We start from the raw sequence: 17,468 nt of genomic DNA, 5'->3' as shown, positions 1-17,468 counted from the left end.
CTATACTTATTTATGCGAATGAAAATGGTAATATTACAATGCGCCTGACCCTTTATACCGATTACGCATTGCGTACGCTGCTCTATCTTGGGGCAAAACCGGATACTCGGGTCGCCATTCATGATATTGCGCAGACCTACGATATTTCCGAAAACCATCTGGTCAAGGTTGTCCACAAACTTGGCCGGGGTGGGTTTATCGTGACGAAGCGCGGACGCAATGGTGGCCTGCTGCTGGCACGCGCCCCGCAGGACATCCGCATCGGCGATATCGTGCGTTATACCGAAGAAGACATGGGAATCGTCGCCTGCAATCAGGAAAAGGGGTCATGTCGGCTGGCGGGTGTATGCCGTCTGCAGGGCCTGATGGGCGAGGCGCTGAACGCGTTCATGAGCGTGCTGGACCGGCGGACCCTGGCCGATGTCATGACCCATCCACACCTGCTTCAGACATTCCAGATGATGTTGCCTGCCGCCGTGCCGGAACCAATGACGCGCGAACATGAGTACAATGGACATGACCACAATCCCGCCTTTGCCTGATGGTCCTGCGCGCCGGATCATTGGGGAACTGTTGCGTGTTTCATACGATATTGCCGATACAAGGATGACCTGACATATAAAAACCGCAACCGGACAAGGAAGCCTTCCCAATGACATGGATGTGCAAGAAACGGGCTGTGCCTGCTCTGCTTTTCTTCGTGTTGCCGGTTCTGGCTATGCCCCTTGCGGGATGTGGGGATGGTGAAAGCCACACCCACACGGTTGTTGTGGTGCCCCAAGGATCAAAGGTGGTATGTACCGATGGGTCAAAACCACCCTGCCCCCCTGATGACTGACATGTTCTTAAAATAAGAGACCGTTTGAAAAATCAGGCTCAATAATATCCTGACATTATAAAGGTTTTTGGTGAAGCTTTTTCCAAAAATCTTCAGAAGGCGGCACCAGAAAACTTTCATTCCCTGTACCCATGAAATGCCCCCACTCTGTCTCCTGAAAGACGGGTTGGAAAAGCAGCTTCATTATCTAACCGGGACCATAAAAGTTTCTGGTGCAGCTTTTCCCGCAAAAAATCGACAGATATTGGTTTTCTGAAAAAATCAGCACCCAGCGGCCTTGGGGTTGCCCCGATAGGTTAGGTTCAGACAGCGCCGTCAAACGCTGCGGGGACATACAGCCCCGACCGTCTCTGGGCCATACCGCACGTGGCGTTGATCCTACTGTGCGAAACATCATGCCATATGGGGCACCTACCTGCGCGCGCCCATGATGATCCTGTTGGTCATGCCTGCCGTTGATGAAGGACAGTCCTCATGAAAGCAACATGGGCCAGATAGAAGGCAACGCCCCTATGCCCCTTCTCAGGTGACCCAAAATATTCCCGATCAAACATCCTAAAAGCTTTCGCGTATCGCCCTCCCCTTAACAGGGCACCTGTTTCAAAGCCTGCTTATATAATATTTGCCAAAACCTTTGTTATTTCAGGCAGGTGCATGTGGGTGTGGCTTTTTCATCACGCCATCGCATCAGAAAGCGGATATCCTGCATCCCACAGTTGTTATGATATAACGTTCTATGTAAGATGCGCCGCCTGACACCACCATTTTTCGACCATTCCCAACGCAGGCCCTTACATGCCCCCATCCCCGCGCATCCTTCCCCTGTTGTCATCTTCCTGCCTGCTGATTGGCACGACATGCCTGTCCGCGCTGCCCACAGGTGGCACGGCACATGCCGCAGCCGTGGCCACAACCACAACCACAACCAACGGCGGCACGAAAGAAGACGCACGCTCCACCTTTGCTGACAGCACGCAGCCCACCGCCACACAACAGAACACGCACGCCCCCACACGGCAGACCGTCACCGATTACACCGATGCACAGGGCGAACATGTTACGGTCAACGCGCATCTCGATCAGGTGCGTTCCGCCCTGCAACCTGCCACCGGGGCCAGTACCTATCGTTTTTCACGCAAGGATATCGAGGCCATTCCGGGCGGCGACAACGCACCGATGAACACCGTCCTGTTGCAGGCCCCCGGCGTGGCGCAGGACAGTTACGGGCAGATCCATATCCGTGGCGACCATAACGAGGTACAGTTCCGCCTTGATGGTGTGCAACTTCCCGAAGGGCTGAGTGTCTTTGGCCAGACGCTGATGACGCGCTTTGCCCATTCGATGTCGATGACAACCGGCGCATTACCCAGCGAATACGGTTTTCTGCAGGCGGGCGTTATAGATATCACAACCAAGAATGGCAGCACCGATCCCGGTGGTGAAGTTTCGGTCTATGGCGGGGCGCGGGATTATTTCTTTCCATCCCTGCAATATGGCGGGGCGCATGGCAAATGGGATTACTTTGTCACCGCAGATTTCGTGCATGACCGTGTGGGCATTGAAAACACGACGCCAAAATTCAACGCGCTGCATGACCTGACCAACCAATATCATTTCCTTGGTCATGTGCGCTATACCGCTGATGAAAATACCCGCATCAGCTTTACCGCAGGGGTATCGAACGCATATTATCAGCTTCCGAACAATCCTGGTCAGCAAAGGCAGTTCGCGAATCCTGACTTCCTTTCCAGTAACCTGTCCCACCAGGTCTATGGCAGCGTCAACAGCGCGGACCTGAATGAACGGCAAAAGGAAATCACGGATTTCGCGATCCTGTCCCTGCAAAAGGAAATCGGGAGTTTCAGCCTGCAATCATCGGTTTTTTCCCGCTACAGCTCCCTTGGCTATTCCCCCGACGCATTGGGGGATCTGGTATATAACGGCATCGCACAACGTGCGCAGCGTTCCGTCATGTCCACCGGGTCACAGACCGACGTGACATGGCATGCCGCCCCGCGCCATACCGTGCGCTTTGGCTATCAGGCTTATGTCGAACGTACGGTATCACAGACGGATTCCACCGTTTATCCCCAGACCGGGACAGACAGTGACGGGAATGCGATCTTCAGTGGCGTGACGGAAAATATTCATGATGGCAATGGCCGCACCGGCTGGCTGTATGGCCTGTATGCGCAAGATGAGTGGCGGCCGGTACGTAACCTGACAATCAATTACGGCCTGCGTTTTGACGGGGTGGATGAATATACACATTCCAAGCAGGTCAGCCCACGCCTCAACATCGTCTGGCAACCCTGGCGTGGCGGCACGCTGCATGCGGGATATTCACGCTACTTCACGCCACCGCCATTCGAACTGGTGGGGGGCACGTCGCTGAACAAATTCGCAAATACGTCGGCGGCACCGGGAACGTTGCAGGATACCACCGTCAAATCGGAACGCGACCATTATTTTGATGCAGGATTTTCACAGGTTCTGCTGCCGGGATGGCATGCATCATTTGATGCGTATGTAAAACTGGCGCGCAACATGATTGACGAAGGGCAGTTCGGCTCCCCCATCATCCTGTCGGCCTTCAATTACCGTCGGGGGCAGGTCAACGGATATGAATTCGCCACCGATTACAGCCATGGGCCATTTTCGGTCTATGGCAACTTTGCGTGGTCACGCGCCATCGGCAAGGATATCAACAGCGCGCAATGGAACTTTGATCCCTCTGACCTTGCCTATATCCGCCAGCATTGGATTCACCTGGACCATGACCAGCGGTGGACAGCCTCCGCCGGGGGCAGTTACAGCGCGTTTTACAAGACGGGACATCCGCTGCGCCTGTCGGCAACGATGGTATATGGCAACGGCCTGCGCGCCGACGGCGCCACCCCGAACGGGGCAAAGGTGCCGCAATATGTGACGTTCAACCTGTCACTGGTGCAATCGTTCCAGGACCTGTTTCAGGTCGGGTTCCTCAAACGCACACAGTTGCGCCTTGATGTCATCAACCTGTTCGACCGCCGCTATGAACTGCGTGATGGCAGCGGGATCGGGGTGGGCGCGCCGCAATACGGCCTGCGCCGCACGATCCTGACGGGACTGTCACAGCGTTTCTGACCCCCTGCCCGTCCCCTGTCATGGACCATGGGGACGGGACGGATCTTGTTTGGAAATATGGGACAGGCCGCCCATAGGAATAAGAAAATTTCTGGTGACGATTTTTAAAAATCCCTGAAATCTGTTTCCTTTCTAATGAACGGCACCAGCCGGACACATCCATTACTTCCGATCAGTGGCGATGTTATCAAATGGTTTTCAGGGTTTTAGAGGCTTCTTGAAAAAGAACCTTCAATAACATTCTGAAATTATAAAAGTTTTTGGTGAAGCTTTTTCCAAAAAGCTTCAGAAGGCGCCGCCTTTTTCGATCGAAAGGCGGCACCCCAAAACTTTTCTTGTTTTTATCAATGATTTGTTTTCAGACACTCTCTTACTGCGCGGTATAACCACCGTCGATCACCAGTTCACTTCCGGTCATAAACTTTGATTCATCGGACGCAAGGAACAAGATGCCATAGGCGATGTCATCAGGTTCCCCCAGATGACCCAGCGGGTGCAGCGCAATCAGCTTCTGGCGCGCGGCCTCCTGATCGGCGGTGTCGTGGGTATAGCCCTGCACCATCGGCGTCCAGATATAGCCGGGATGGATGGAATTGACCCGGATGTTATAGCCAGATTTCGCGCAATGCAGCGCCGCGGATTTGGTAAACAGACGCACACCCCCCTTGGACGCGTTATAGGCCGCCAGCATCGGGTCCCCCACCAGTCCCTCAATGGAGGACAGATTGATGATGGATCCCCGCCGGTTGGGCTTCATCGCCTCCACCGCGTATTTCGTCCCGAGAAATACACCATCAAGGTTGATCGACTGCACACGCCGCCAGTCGTCAAGGTCCGTGCTTTCGACCGAACCGCTGTAGAGGATACCCGCGTTATTGACCGCGATATCCAGTTGCCCGAAACGGGCGATAATGGCGGCAATCGCTTTTTTCCAGTCATCCTCCTGCCCGACATTGAGTTCGACGAACATGGCCTCCCCGCCTGCGGCCGTGATCTCCGCCACGGCAGCCTGTCCCTCGGCGGCCTTCAGGTCCGCAATGACGACCTTTGCGCCTTCCTTCGCCAGAAGCTGCGCCGTCGCCTTGCCAATACCCAGTGCGGCGCCCGTTACCAGCGCAACCTTACCTGATACACGTCCCATCATATCCTCCTGTCTTTTCACCTGATCCTATACCGTGCGGGCATGGTGGGGGGCATAATTTCGATCAAGCTGCGTTGAGGGACAAAGGCCGCCCGCCTGATGGCGGATGGAATGAGCGCATGGAATGACAAGCGCGTGTGCGGCCAGAAGTTTTTGGATGGCCTGTCGTCGCGCTATATTGACATTGATAATTATTCTCATATTGTTGGGCCATTCGTTCGAAACTGCCCCGCGCCCGCCCATGATACCGGGCGGGAAGACCGGTTGATTACCATCATGCCTGCCTGTTCATCCGTATTCATTGCATCATTCATGATTTCTACTCTGTCTGATTTCATACCGGCGCGTTCCCCCTGGCAACTTTCCGAACGTTACCCTTCTTTTCCACATATGCTGACAAAGGTATAAAGACATGCGCTTTACAAAAGGCCTTCTGGCTGCTGGTCTTGTGACAGGTATCGCCACGACGGTTTCACCGGCCCTTGCCCGTGAATACCCGATTGGCGGCCCGGTACAGGCCCACGATATGGAAATCGCCTCCAGCTACCTTGTCGGGGTGGACATGGCCCCGATGCCCGCCGACATGCCGATGGGCAAGGATGTGATCCATCTTGAAACCGATGTTCACGCAACGGCCGACAATGTCTGGGGCTATCCCGATGGTGCGTGGATTCCCTACCTCACGATCGACTATACCCTGACGAAGGTGGGCTCTTCCTTCAGCGCCAGCGGCACAATGCGCGCCATGACCGCAAAGGACGGCCCGCATTACGCCAATAACGTGAAAATGGACGGCCCGGGCAAATACACAGTCGAACTGCGCTATTCCTCGCCGGAAAAGAACGGCTTCCTGCACCATGTGGACAAGGAAACCGGAACCCCCGGATTCTGGGACACATTTACCGAGAAATTTACTTTCTCCTATCCGCAGAAATAAAGCGGCCCCACAGGCCAGCCGTGCTGGGGGCCGGGACATGGGAAACCATGTCCCGGCTTTTTTCATATCAGCCATCGGAAAAGAATAATGAAGGCCAGTGGGCATTATCCTTCTTCCTGACAGGATGTGTTCTGGAAAGGTAGTTTAAAAACAAGCCATCAAGAGGGAATAGGGAAATTTCAGGTTTTGTCCTGTCTGTTCAAAAGCCAGAGACTGTTTGAAAACAAACCATTGATAAAAAATAAGAAAAGTTTTTGGGTGCCGCCTTTTTCAAAAAGGCGGCGTCTTTCGAAGCTTTTTGGAAAAATATTTACCAAAAACTTTTCTTATTTCAGTATGTTATCGCGCCTGACTTTTCAAACAGTCTCTCAGGCTCAACCATCCTGCAATAGGAAAAGTTTCTGAGTGTCGTCTTTTTTCAAAAAGGTGGTGTCTTCCGAAGCTTTTTGGAAAAAGCTTCACCAAAAACTTTTCTTATTTTTTATATCAATGGTTTGTTTTCAAACAGCCTTGAAGAAAAACATCCCCCCATCCGGTTGCCAAACACAATCGCATGTTTGATGCCTTGCAGCGCCTGATGGATAAAGGCAGTCAAAAAAATACCGCCTTTGTGAAAAGGCGGTATTTGCAATGCTGCATGGAATTTTCAGGATATTACGATGATGCCGTGACACGTGCCGCAGATGGCCTGCGCGCCACCAGCCGTGTGGCCACGATCATGACCCCCAGTGTGATGACCCACGCAATCAGCTGGATGCCCATCGGGCGATCGGAATACCCGAACAGGGCCTTGGCCGCGCGGCCGATCATGCTGCCATCGGACAACAGCCATGACGTATCCCACATTTCATATCCACAGGCCGGGATGATGTCATCCCCCGCCAGCAGGGCTGCCGCCTGACTTGCCATCCCCGCCGCAAGAAAGGCGATCAGCACCCCCGTCACGCCAAACAGACGGTGCAACGGAATGACGATCAGGCCGCGATACAGCAGCCACGACACCGCACCACCCGCGACAATGCCCAGCATCCCGCCCGTCAGCATCGCCATCGGGCCGGAATGGGTGGACACGGCAATCCCATAAAGGAACAGCACCACTTCCACCCCTTCGCGCAGGACCGCGACCGCCACGACCACCGCCATTGCCGTCAGCGAACGCTGCCCCGAGGCCACCTGCGCCCCGAGCGCACGCATATCGCCCGCCATTTCCCGGCCATGGCGCGTCATCCATATGGTATGCCACCCCAGCATCAGGACCGCGACACATAAGATGGAGGCAGAAAATACATCCTGCCCATTGCCCGACAGCGCCTGCGACAGGCTGCCGGCGAACAGTGCGACAATCGCGGCCCCCGCGACACCGGCTGCGATCCCGCCGGCGACCCAACGCCCCCGATGTGCGATACCCTGTGTCGCCGCCAGCACGATCCCGATAATCAGGCCCGCTTCCATGACCTCCCGAAAGACAATAAGCAGACTTCCCAACATGGCTTATGGTCCCTGTGTCGCGGTTACGGTCCCGGTCGCCTGGTCCGGGTGGTAATCATCAAAGAATTTATAGGTGCCCGGATGCAAAGGTCCGGCATGCACCGTAATCGTCCCGCCCGGCACCACGATCTTTTCAAATTTCAGGTCATAGCTTTCGAACTCGTCCGTCGTGTCGTCCTGATTGGTCAGGGAAATCAGGAAACGCTGCCCTGCGGGCACATTGACGTGATCGGGGATGAAATGATGGTCTTTTACGGTCAGGTGGACGGGTTCCTGCGCCCTGGCTGGTGTCGCCAGCAAAAGCGCGGCAAGCCCGACGCACCGCAGGATAATCACATGGCGCATGTGTCTGTGGACTCCGCTATTGGCGCGATATTATGCAACTTATTATCACTGTCAATATGATGTGCTATAGACCGCGCAGGCAAGTGAGGTTCGAATGATTTCCCATCCCCTGGCATTCATGCGGCTGCCCTATGACCTGCTGGTCGCAATGGACAGCCGCATGTTCCATTTCTGGATGCAACCCGTCCATTATCTGGTGCGCATCGTGCATATCGTGGCCATGTCGATCTTCTTCGGTATGGATGTGCTGTTTGACCTGTCATTACTGCGCCGTGATTACCAGGCGGAACGCGCCATTATTGCGCGCCTTGCGTTCTGGTGGGCGCACTGGCTGTTCGCGGTGACGATGGTGTCAGGGGTGCTGCTGTTCTTTTACGACCCGGTGCATATCGGCAGCCGTGGTTATCTGTCGCCCAAGCTGTTGCTGACGACGCTGGCGCTGATCAATGCAGGCCTTTGCCACAGCAGTTTGTATATCCCCGCCATCCGGGGACAACCCGTTCCCCTTATGCGCGCACGTGTGGGTGCAGGCGTGTCGCTGCTGTTATGGACCGGGGTCATCATCATGTCATGCCTGAACAGCGAGGGCGTGCCCAAGGTCTTCCTGCGATAGGCCCGACAGGTATTGGAGCAATCCCGCAGGGTATTGCTGAATATAATATGATTATTTTACCAAGGCGCCCCAGGGGCGCCTTTATTTTTATTAAATGCCTGCAACGCGCTTGCCACGGTCCGGGTTTCGCTGTAGATGCGAATGACTATCATTTGAATCACCCAACGAATTAGCTGGAGAATCAGGACGTGCATACGGTGTCCAGGCCCATGTCGCAGCCCCCCCTTCAATGCCCTGCCCGACATCCACGCAGTATACGCATACGACCGCGCCTGTCCGGGGCCTTACTGGCTGGTACGATTATCGGCATAGCATTACCGGGTTTTTCAGAAACCGCGCGGTCACAGGATATCCCCCTGACGGAAATCCAGAAAGAACGCAAGGAACTGGGCAATTCCGGTCCGGCCGTCAACGAAACCGATATCGCAACGGTGGAGCAGTCCCAGGCCCCGCCGCCGCCGAGTGAAGGCGACAAGCTGGATACGAGCGGCAACCTGCTTGGGGACATGTGGGGGCTGCGGCCGTGGCTGTACAAGCACGGCGTGACCTTCAACCTTCAGGATGTGGAGGAACTGTGGGGGAACACCACCGGTGGCGCGCCCAGCGCCAATGACGTCGGCAGCGGCTCGGGCACCGGACCTTCCTATGACGCCGTGACTGCCCCCACACTGACCGTTGACCTCGAAAAACTCTTCGGGCTGAAGGGCGGCCTGTTCAATGTCAGCGCCCTGCAGACGCGCGGACGCTCCATCTCGCAGGACCATCTTTATAACTACAACCCCATCAGCGGCTTCGAGGCCGACCGCTCCACACGCCTGTTCGAACTGTGGTACCAGCAATCCTTCCTTAACGGAAAACTCGACGTCAAGATCGGACAGCAGGACCTTGATACCGAATTCCTCATCAGCGATTACGGATCGCTCTACCTGAACTCCAACTTCGGATGGCCCATGGCCCCGTCCGTCAACCTGTATGGCGGCGGGCCCTCATGGCCCCTTTCCTCCCCCGCCGTGCGCATCCGTTACAGGCCCACAGACACCTTCACCTTCATGTTCGCAGCCGCAGACGACAATCCCCCCGGAAACCGCTACAACTCTTTCGGCATACAGGGCGGCAACAGCGCTGACCCCACAAACCAGGTCACAAATGACGGCAGCGGCACACGCTTCAACATGGGCACGGGCGCACTGCTGATTACCGAACTGCAATATGCGCTCAACCCGCAGCCAGACGACATGTCAAAGGCCACCAAGGACCCCGGCCTGCCCGGGATCTATAAACTTGGCGGTTTCTATGACACCGCAAAGTTCCCCGATTACCGCTATAACCGTCAGGGTGCCTCCCTCGGCGCACAGGGCGGATACCCGCGATGGGATCGCGGAAACTGGATGGTCTATGGCATCATTGACCAGATGCTGTGGCGACCATCGCGCACATCACCCCAATCCGTCGGTATCTTCGTTCGCGCAACAGGCAATAGCGGCGACAGGAACCTCATCAGCTTTGCCGCGGATGCAGGCATCAACCTCAAGGCGCCCTTCAGGGGACGGGATAACGACACCGTCGGCGTCGGCTGGGGAATCGGGCGTTCAAGCTCCGGGTGGAGACAGTATAACCGCGACGCAGGCTCCATCGTGCCAGGAAACGAAAACCATCTTGAGGTCACATACCAGGCACAGGTCACCCCGTGGCTCGTCCTGCAGCCGGATTTCCAATATGTCTGGCACCCGCAGGGCGGAACATCCGACCCGCGTTACGCAAGCGGCCTGAAACGCGTCGGAAACGAAACCATCTTCGGAATACATACAAACGTCAATTTCTAACTACCTGAAACATCAGGTCCCATAACAGCCTGAAATCATAAAAGTTTTTGGTGAAGCTTTTTCCAAAAAGCTTCAGAAGACGCCGCCTTTTTCGATCGAAAGGCAGCACCCAAAAACTTTTCTTTTTTATCAATGATGTGTTTTCAGACACTCTCTAAAATATATCAGAACATACGGGGATAATGCCTGCGGCATCCCGCCATGCCCCGGCCGCACATGTCCCCCGGTATTACCGATAACGGGGGACGCAACGCGCCAGCAGGTTTTCAGGGCACTGTGTTCCAAAAGCAACACCGGCCATGTCGCCACGATCCCATCCCCCGCATCAACGGACGGGGGCGCGGCATGAAATTCGCATTTTCTGCGTGAAAACAATGTGATGTTACAAATCATGGCACGATCACACCCTGTCCGCGGCAATCGTGCGCATGGTTTCACATCCCGTGCCGGATTGCGTCCCATGCCGTTATGCGATGCGCCATGCATAATATTTCCAGACATAATCAAATCCGGCCATAATAAATAATCGCGCAATCCGTAACGAAGCATGTACCTGACCTGCATGATTACGCGGCATGAACCCAGGGGGCCATGCAATATACAGGCCAGAAATATCATCAGGTTCCTTTATCTTCATACATGAAAATCACGCAGATACATCAAATACATCGTGTCATATTACTGTAACACTCCCGTCACCAAACTATAACAAGACAGTGTGGAACCCAAAACCTAGGTTCGCGCCAGTAAACACCCAACCGGAATAACTGGGGCCTCGGGCTTGAGGGATCGCGCTGTATGAAAAAGACCAAACTCCTTTTGCTGACAACATGCATGAGCACCCTGCTGTTGCATAATGCCAACGCGGCCAGCACAGCCCGCAAGACGGCCCCGGCAAAGCAGCCCCCCGCACACGCCAAGACCACGACCACAGCCGCAGCCGCAGCCGCAGCCGCAGCCAGAACAAATGTCGATTCCGTGCGTGCCACACAGGCGGAATCGATCATTGTCCTTGGCGCGGGCGCAGCGCGTGAGACGCAGACGCTGTCACATACCGCCATCCAGGAAACCGCACCGGGGACCAGCCCGCTCAAGGCCCTGTCGAAACTGCCTGGTGTCATGTTCACCTCGTCCGATCCCCTGGGATCGTATGAATGGTCGCAGCAGATCATCATCCGTGGCTTTGACCAGAGCCGCCTTGGTTTCACCATGGATGGCATCCCGCTGGGCAACCTTGCCTATGGTAACGACAACGGGCTGTCGATCGGGCGCGCGCTCCAGACCGAAAATAACGGTGCCGCCACCCTGGCGCAGGGTGCGGGCGCGGTGGGCGTCGCGGCATCGAACGACCTTGGCGGCGCGCTGGAGTTCACCTCCATCGACCCGACCAAGAAATTCGGCGTCGATGTCGCGGGCACGGTCGGGTCCTATGGCACATGGCGCACGTTCGCGCGCGTCAATACCGGCACGATGAAGGGCGGCGGCCGACTTTATGTATCCTATGACTATCAGGACGCGAACAAGTGGAAGGGCGATGGCATCCAGCAGCAGCAGCAGGCCAACGCCAAATACATCCAGCCATTGGGCAAGCACGTCAAGCTGACGCTGTTTGGGGATTACAGCCAGCGCGCCGAAAACGATTATCAGGACCTCTCGCAGCAGATGATCGCGACCAAGGGGTACAATGTCGATAATATCACCGGCAACTATCCCCTTGCCCAGCAGATCGGCCGCGCGTACCAGAACGGGACGGCCATGCCCGCCGGGATCGCGAACCAGGACCAGTCCTATTACAACTCCGCCGGCCTGCGTCAGGACATCCTTGGCTATGGCAAGATTGACTTCAACATCACCGACCGGCTGAAGGGGTTTGTCACCGTCTACGGCCATACCAATACCGGCGAAGGCGTGTGGGTCACGCCTTATAACCCGACGCCGGCATCCCTTGGTGGCGGGGCGCTGTCCACGCGCACCACGGAATATGACATCCACCGCGAAGGCGTATTGTCCAGCCTGTCGTATAATATCGGCCATCACACGATCGAAGGCGGGTTCTGGTTCGAAAACAACAATTTCGAACAGGCGCGGCGTTTCTATCCCCTCAGCGCGACAAAATATACCGGCAGTTCCGTCCACTGGTTCGGCGGCAATTCCTTTGAAACGCAGTGGCAGGGCAATTACAATACCAAAACCTACCAGTTCCATATCCAGGACACGTGGCAGATCACGCCAAAGCTGAAACTGAATTATGGTTTCAAGTCGCTGGTGGTGGACAATATCGCGCAGGCGCTGCCGGGCAATTACATGGGCACGGCCACGGCCAACCCGTATGCATCGGGTTCGATCACCTCGGCCAACGGTTTCTTGCCACAGATCGGCGCGAACTACCGCTTTAACCGCAATCACGAAGTCTTTGCCGATTTCTCGCGCAATATGGCGGCGTTCGACAATTCCTCCACCGGTGCGACCAGCCCGTTTGCAACGACGGTGGCCGGGTATGAGGCGATCAAGAACAAGATCCACCCCGAGATGTCCTATAGTGAGGAAATCGGCTACCGCTTCCATAACAAGCGGATACAGGCGTCCATCACCGGATATTATGTGGAATTCGAGGACCGCCTTTTGTCCATTACGCAGGGCGTCGGCATTCAGGGCAACCCGGCGGTGCTGAGCAATGTGGGCGGCGTCACGGCACGCGGCATCGACACGGCGTTCAACTACCGCTTTGCCGATAACTGGTCGCTGTATGCATCATATTCGTATAACGACTCTGTCTATGACAACAACCTGACCGAATCTGGCGTAACGTACAACACCAAGGGCAAGAGCGTGGTCGCAATGCCGCGCAACCTTGCCAACGTGCAGGTCAGTTATGATGACGGCACGATCTGGGGTAATTTCCAGATGCAGTACCAGGGCCGCCGGAGCTATACCTATACCAATGACCAGTGGGTGAAGCCCAACGACATATTCAACCTCAACCTTGGCTATCGCTTCCACAGCCGCAACTGGGTGCTGCGTGGCGTCGATGCGCAGATCAACGTAACCAACCTGTTTGACAAGCGTTATGTCGCGACGGTCGGCAGTAACGGGTTCGAGGTTTCCGACCCCAAGGGCACATTCCAGACATTGCAGGCTGGCGCACCGCGCATGGTCTTCTTTACCCTGCGCAAGCATTTCTGAGGGCGTGCTGACGCTGCCTGAAACAGGCTGTTGATAAATCATAGAAAAGATTCCTGGCGTTGCCTTTCGATTGAAAAAGGCGACGTCTTTCGAAGATTTCTGAAAAAATCTTCACCAAAAACTTTTATGATTTCACGGCCTTATCGGGCTGACCCTTTCAAACAGCCTCTGGAGGTTTCTGGCGGCGGGTTTCCCCAGAACCTTCATCAGGGCACCGCTTTTTTAAAAAGGCGGTGCCCGAAATCTTTCATTATTTTCCCACGATGTTATTTGAAAATCCCCCCCACGACGGATGAGCAGACCAATGTCACATACCACCGGCCGCCGCGCATTCCTGAAATTCAGTGCGGCGGTGGCCGCGGGAACGGCATTGCCCGATAACCTGCGCCGCGCGATGGCCATCGCCCCCAACCGGGTGACGGGCACAATCCACGACGTGGAACATGTGGTGATCCTTATGCAGGAAAACCGCTCTTTCGATCATTATTTCGGCTGCCTGCAGGGCGTGCGCGGATATGGCGACCCACGCGCCGAACAACTTCCCGATGGCAACAGCGTCTTTTCCCAACCGGATGGAAAAGGCGGCCGCGTCATGCCGTTCATGCTGGATACGGCCCATACGTCATCGGCCTGCATCGCCAGCCTTGACCATAATTGGAAGGGCACGCAGACGGCATGGAACGACTGGGACACATGGGTGCCGCACAAGACACCCATGACCATGGGCCATTTCACCCGCGCGCAGATCCCGTACTATTACGCGCTGGCCGATGCCTTTACGATCTGCGACGCCTATCACGCCTCCATCTTCGGGCCGACCAACCCCAACCGGCTGTTCCTGTTTTCCGGCACAAGTGGCCTTGCCGCCGGGAATACGGGCAAACAGGTCATCGACAACTGCGATGACGGCAACTGGTCCGCCGACATGGCGCATGACCACCCGGATTTCGAACCGTTCCGCTGGTCTACCTATCCCGAAAAGCTACAGGCGGCCGGGGTGTCATGGCGTGTTTACCAGGAATATGACAATTTCGGCGACAATCCGCTGGCCTCCTTTGCACAGTTTCGCAACCTTGATACGAAATCATGGGCCTATCGCCGCGCGCGCATGGTCGTGCGGGGGTCGAATGCCGCCAACATGCATCAATCCGAAGGGCGCTACCTGATCCGTGCGTTCGAACATGACGTGGCGCACGGCACCTTGCCGCAGGTATCGTGGATCGTGCCGCCCGCCGCGTTGTCGGAACATCCCAATGCACCACCGGGATATGGCGAACACCTGATATCACAGTTGATGGACGTATTCGTACGTCATCCCGATGTCTGGGCCAAAACGGTTTTCATCCTTAATTACGATGAAAATGACGGTTTTTTTGACCATATGCCCCCGCCAGTCCCCGCCCTTGATCCGGCACAGGGCGCAAGCAGCGTAACAGTGGACGGTGAATCCTATCACGGCGTTCCCGTCGGGCTTGGCCCACGCGTACCCACGATCGTGGTGTCGCCCTGGACCAAGGGGGGATGGGTCAATTCGCAGGTGTTCGACCATACCTCCGTCCTGCGCTTTCTGGAGGCCCGCTTTGGCGTGGAGGCCCCCTATATCACCCCATGGCGGCGCGTGGTCTGCGGGGACATGACCTCCATCTTCGACTTTGCACAGACAGACCGCCGGTGGCAGGCGGACCTGCCGCGCACCGATACATACCTGGCCCAGACACGCCAGTCCTGCACGCTGCCGCTGCCGACACTCCCAACGCAGCAGGCCCTGCCACAACAGGAATCCGGGCAACGTCGCGCACGTGCCCTGCCTTACGCCCTGCATGCCGACCTTCTGCCCACGGGGGTCCTGCGCCTGGCGAATACGGGCACGCAGGGGGCGGTCCTGCGCATCCGCGACGCAGGGGTGACACGGCATTACACGCTTGATGCGGGCCATGACATGGATGTGCGGGTGGGGACGCCCCATGTCCCCGGCATGACGGTGGACATAACGGTACATGGACCCAACGGGTTCTTCCGCCGCTTTGCCGGCAAGGCACCGCCGGGGGTGGCGCTGCGATATGATCCGGTGCATGACGCGGTGGTGCTGTCGCTGCACAATCCCGGCCATACACCACAAAAGATACAGGTGGATGACGCCTATGCCCGCACCACGCAAAAGGTCGTCATACCACCCGGCGGGAACAGCGAAACCACATGGCCCGTCACCGCGTCGGACTGCTGGTATGACCTGACCCTGCATATCCCCCATCATGGCCATGACACCATCATATTGGCGGGACACATGGAAAATGGCAGACCCAGCCGGACCGATCCACATATGGGGCAGCAACAGGCATGACAGTCCTTACCCGGCGCAGAGCGCTTGCATCCGGCCTTGCGGCCTGCATGGCCCCGGCCGTGCCTTCCTTCACCCGGGCCGCGACGCCGGTGCTGGCCCCCCTGAAATGGGCGCCGCGCACCCGCCAGGTGATCGAAAACCTGATCGCAACCCATGGCACCACCAGCCCCGACGCACGCAATAACCCGGCGCGACGTCCCTATGCCGTGTTCGACTGGGACAATACCTGCATCGCAGGCGATTGCGAAGAAACGCTGCTGCATTATACCGCCAGCCGTTTCCTGTTCGCCATGCCCCCACATGTCTTTGCCCAGGCGACGGCACTTGATGTGCCCGCACGTATTTTCGATGGGGAATTCCGCACCGTGGACGGGCGCCGCGTGCGCTTTACCGACCTGCATGCGGATCTGTGCGCGGACCATGCCACGCTGGCGGCGCGACAGGGCACACCGGCGGCGGATGATCCGGTACTGCTCAGCCTGCGTTCGAAGCTGGTCTTTGCCTATGACGCCATCAACGCGACATGTGATGGCGACGTCGCCTGCCGATGGATCATCCGGCTGCTGGCAGGATATGACGCATCGGGGCTGGCGGCACTGGCGCGGGCATCGAACGCATGGCACCTTGGCCAGGGGATCGGGCGGGAAACCTGGACCACGCCCGCAATCCGCCCGGGACGCGCAGGCATCGTCGCACGCCCCATCCAGACGGGCCTGCGCCTGACGCCTGAAATTGCCGAGTTGCAGGCAGCATTGCGGGGCGCGGGGATCGAGGTTTATGTCTGTTCCGCCTCTCTGGAAGAAGTGGTGGCGGTATTTGCGACCGATCCGGATTATGGCTATGGCCTGCCACGCGCCAATATCCTTGGCGTTCGCATGCAGTGGCCCGGCGGCCGCCTTGGCCTGCATGGGGCCGCGCACTGGCCCGTGACCTATCGCACGGGAAAGGTCCGCGCCATCCGCGAAGCACTGGTCCGCCGGCATGGGCAAGGTCCGCTGCTGGTCTGTGGCGACAGCAGCGGCGACGCGGCCATGCTGAGCACATTTGCCGATACAGAACTGGGCCTGATCGTCAACAGGCTCCTGCCCGGTCCGATCGGCACCCTGTCCGCACAGGCCATCGCACAGATGTCCCTGCCCAACCCGCGCTTTGTCCTGCAGGGTCGTGACGACAATACCGGCGAGTGGCGCCCATCAGAACAGAGCATTCCAATGGGTCACACCCTGCCGCAGCTTTCAAGCCCCGTACCGGCCTGAACAAAAGGTCCCTGCCCGTTCCTGCAAAAATAATGAAAGTCTTGGGGTGTCGCCATTTTGAAAATGGCGACACCCCATCAAAAAAAACAGGAACATTTCTGTAATTTCCATGATTTTTTAAAAAAATCAGTCTCAACAATATCCTGAAATTATAAAAGTTTTTGGTGAAGCTTTTTCCAAAAAGCTTCAGAAGACGCTATCTTTTTGAAAAAAGGAAATACCCAAAGACTTTTCTTAGAGATTATTTGAAAACAAACCGTCGATAAACAATAGGAAATATTTTTGGTGCTGCCATTTAATCGAAAAAAGGCGATGTCTTTCGAAGATTTTTGAAAAAAGCTTCACCAAAAACTTTTATGATTTCATGATTTTATCGG

12 protein-coding genes are annotated in these 17,468 nt (G+C 56.3%); 9 read left to right on the top strand and 3 right to left on the bottom strand.

Annotated features, from left to right (window positions below):
* Positions 1–38 precede the first annotated feature (38 nt).
* Positions 39–542, top strand: coding sequence for an Rrf2 family transcriptional regulator (locus FYB92_RS03115; RefSeq protein WP_332828155.1), 504 nt, complete (start codon positions 39–41; stop codon positions 540–542).
* 1,091 nt (positions 543–1,633) lie between these two features.
* Entirely contained in the window at positions 1,634–3,964 is a 2,331-nt protein-coding gene (locus tag FYB92_RS03110; protein WP_332828154.1) for a TonB-dependent receptor domain-containing protein, read from the top strand.
* Positions 3,965–4,334: 370 nt separating this feature from the next.
* On the opposite strand, the gene FYB92_RS03105 is transcribed toward FYB92_RS03110, so the two are convergent.
* Positions 4,335–5,105, bottom strand: coding sequence for a glucose 1-dehydrogenase (locus FYB92_RS03105; RefSeq protein WP_332828153.1), 771 nt, complete (start codon positions 5,103–5,105; stop codon positions 4,335–4,337).
* 99 nt (positions 5,106–5,204) lie between these two features.
* Between FYB92_RS03105 and FYB92_RS03100 the strand changes: the two genes are divergently transcribed.
* Together FYB92_RS03100 and FYB92_RS03095 are read left to right on the top strand one after the other, a co-directional pair.
* Positions 5,205–5,513 (top strand): hypothetical protein, encoded by a 309-nt coding sequence (locus FYB92_RS03100; RefSeq protein WP_332828152.1) that lies wholly within the window; start codon positions 5,205–5,207, stop codon positions 5,511–5,513.
* Positions 5,514–5,517: 4 nt separating this feature from the next.
* Positions 5,518–6,042, top strand: coding sequence for an iron transporter (locus tag FYB92_RS03095; RefSeq protein ID WP_040511007.1), 525 nt, complete (start codon positions 5,518–5,520; stop codon positions 6,040–6,042).
* 654 nt (positions 6,043–6,696) lie between these two features.
* Here the strand turns inward: FYB92_RS03095 and FYB92_RS03090 are convergent.
* Complete coding sequence (locus FYB92_RS03090; protein WP_003621521.1) at positions 6,697–7,530, bottom strand: FTR1 family protein; 834 nt, start codon at positions 7,528–7,530, stop codon at positions 6,697–6,699.
* Positions 7,531–7,533: 3 nt separating this feature from the next.
* Positions 7,534–7,875, bottom strand: coding sequence for a cupredoxin domain-containing protein (locus FYB92_RS03085; protein WP_003621520.1), 342 nt, complete (start codon positions 7,873–7,875; stop codon positions 7,534–7,536).
* Between the two features lie 94 nt (positions 7,876–7,969).
* Between FYB92_RS03085 and FYB92_RS03080 the strand changes: the two genes are divergently transcribed.
* The 5 genes from FYB92_RS03080 (at position 7,970) to FYB92_RS03060 (ending at position 17,091) form a co-directional block, all read left to right on the top strand.
* Complete coding sequence (locus FYB92_RS03080; RefSeq protein ID WP_003621518.1) at positions 7,970–8,488, top strand: hypothetical protein; 519 nt, start codon at positions 7,970–7,972, stop codon at positions 8,486–8,488.
* A 209-nt stretch (positions 8,489–8,697) separates the two neighbouring features.
* Positions 8,698–10,311, top strand: a complete 1,614-nt coding sequence (locus FYB92_RS03075; protein WP_332828151.1) for a carbohydrate porin — start codon at positions 8,698–8,700, stop codon at positions 10,309–10,311.
* A 798-nt stretch (positions 10,312–11,109) separates the two neighbouring features.
* Complete coding sequence (locus FYB92_RS03070; RefSeq protein ID WP_332828150.1) at positions 11,110–13,494, top strand: TonB-dependent receptor domain-containing protein; 2,385 nt, start codon at positions 11,110–11,112, stop codon at positions 13,492–13,494.
* Between the two features lie 304 nt (positions 13,495–13,798).
* Positions 13,799–15,835, top strand: a complete 2,037-nt coding sequence (locus tag FYB92_RS03065) for a phosphocholine-specific phospholipase C (RefSeq protein ID WP_332828149.1) — start codon at positions 13,799–13,801, stop codon at positions 15,833–15,835.
* Positions 15,832–17,091, top strand: coding sequence for a haloacid dehalogenase-like hydrolase (locus FYB92_RS03060; RefSeq protein WP_332828148.1), 1,260 nt, complete (start codon positions 15,832–15,834; stop codon positions 17,089–17,091). Before FYB92_RS03065 ends, FYB92_RS03060 begins: the two co-directional genes overlap by 4 nt.
* Positions 17,092–17,468: the final 377 nt, after the last annotated feature.

Source organism: Novacetimonas sp. GS1 (genome assembly GCF_036686925.1).
GTDB classification, from domain to species: domain Bacteria; phylum Pseudomonadota; class Alphaproteobacteria; order Acetobacterales; family Acetobacteraceae; genus Novacetimonas; species Novacetimonas hansenii.
This window is presented reverse-complemented; position numbering and strand designations above follow the sequence as displayed.

Excerpts from the sequence above, each read along its gene's own strand:
- FYB92_RS03115 (WP_332828155.1), top strand. The coding sequence starts at position 39 with ATGCGCCTGACCCTTTATACCGATTACGCATTGCGTACGCTGCTCTAT.
- FYB92_RS03110 (WP_332828154.1), top strand. The coding sequence starts at position 1,634 with ATGCCCCCATCCCCGCGCATCCTTCCCCTGTTGTCATCTTCCTGCCTG.
- FYB92_RS03105 (WP_332828153.1), bottom strand. The coding sequence starts at position 5,105 with ATGGGACGTGTATCAGGTAAGGTTGCGCTGGTAACGGGCGCCGCACTG.
- FYB92_RS03100 (WP_332828152.1), top strand. The coding sequence starts at position 5,205 with ATGGCGGATGGAATGAGCGCATGGAATGACAAGCGCGTGTGCGGCCAG.
- FYB92_RS03095 (WP_040511007.1), top strand. The coding sequence starts at position 5,518 with ATGCGCTTTACAAAAGGCCTTCTGGCTGCTGGTCTTGTGACAGGTATC.
- FYB92_RS03090 (WP_003621521.1), bottom strand. The coding sequence starts at position 7,530 with ATGTTGGGAAGTCTGCTTATTGTCTTTCGGGAGGTCATGGAAGCGGGC.
- FYB92_RS03085 (WP_003621520.1), bottom strand. The coding sequence starts at position 7,875 with ATGCGCCATGTGATTATCCTGCGGTGCGTCGGGCTTGCCGCGCTTTTG.
- FYB92_RS03080 (WP_003621518.1), top strand. The coding sequence starts at position 7,970 with ATGATTTCCCATCCCCTGGCATTCATGCGGCTGCCCTATGACCTGCTG.
- FYB92_RS03075 (WP_332828151.1), top strand. The coding sequence starts at position 8,698 with ATGTCGCAGCCCCCCCTTCAATGCCCTGCCCGACATCCACGCAGTATA.
- FYB92_RS03070 (WP_332828150.1), top strand. The coding sequence starts at position 11,110 with ATGAAAAAGACCAAACTCCTTTTGCTGACAACATGCATGAGCACCCTG.
- FYB92_RS03065 (WP_332828149.1), top strand. The coding sequence starts at position 13,799 with ATGTCACATACCACCGGCCGCCGCGCATTCCTGAAATTCAGTGCGGCG.
- FYB92_RS03060 (WP_332828148.1), top strand. The coding sequence starts at position 15,832 with ATGACAGTCCTTACCCGGCGCAGAGCGCTTGCATCCGGCCTTGCGGCC.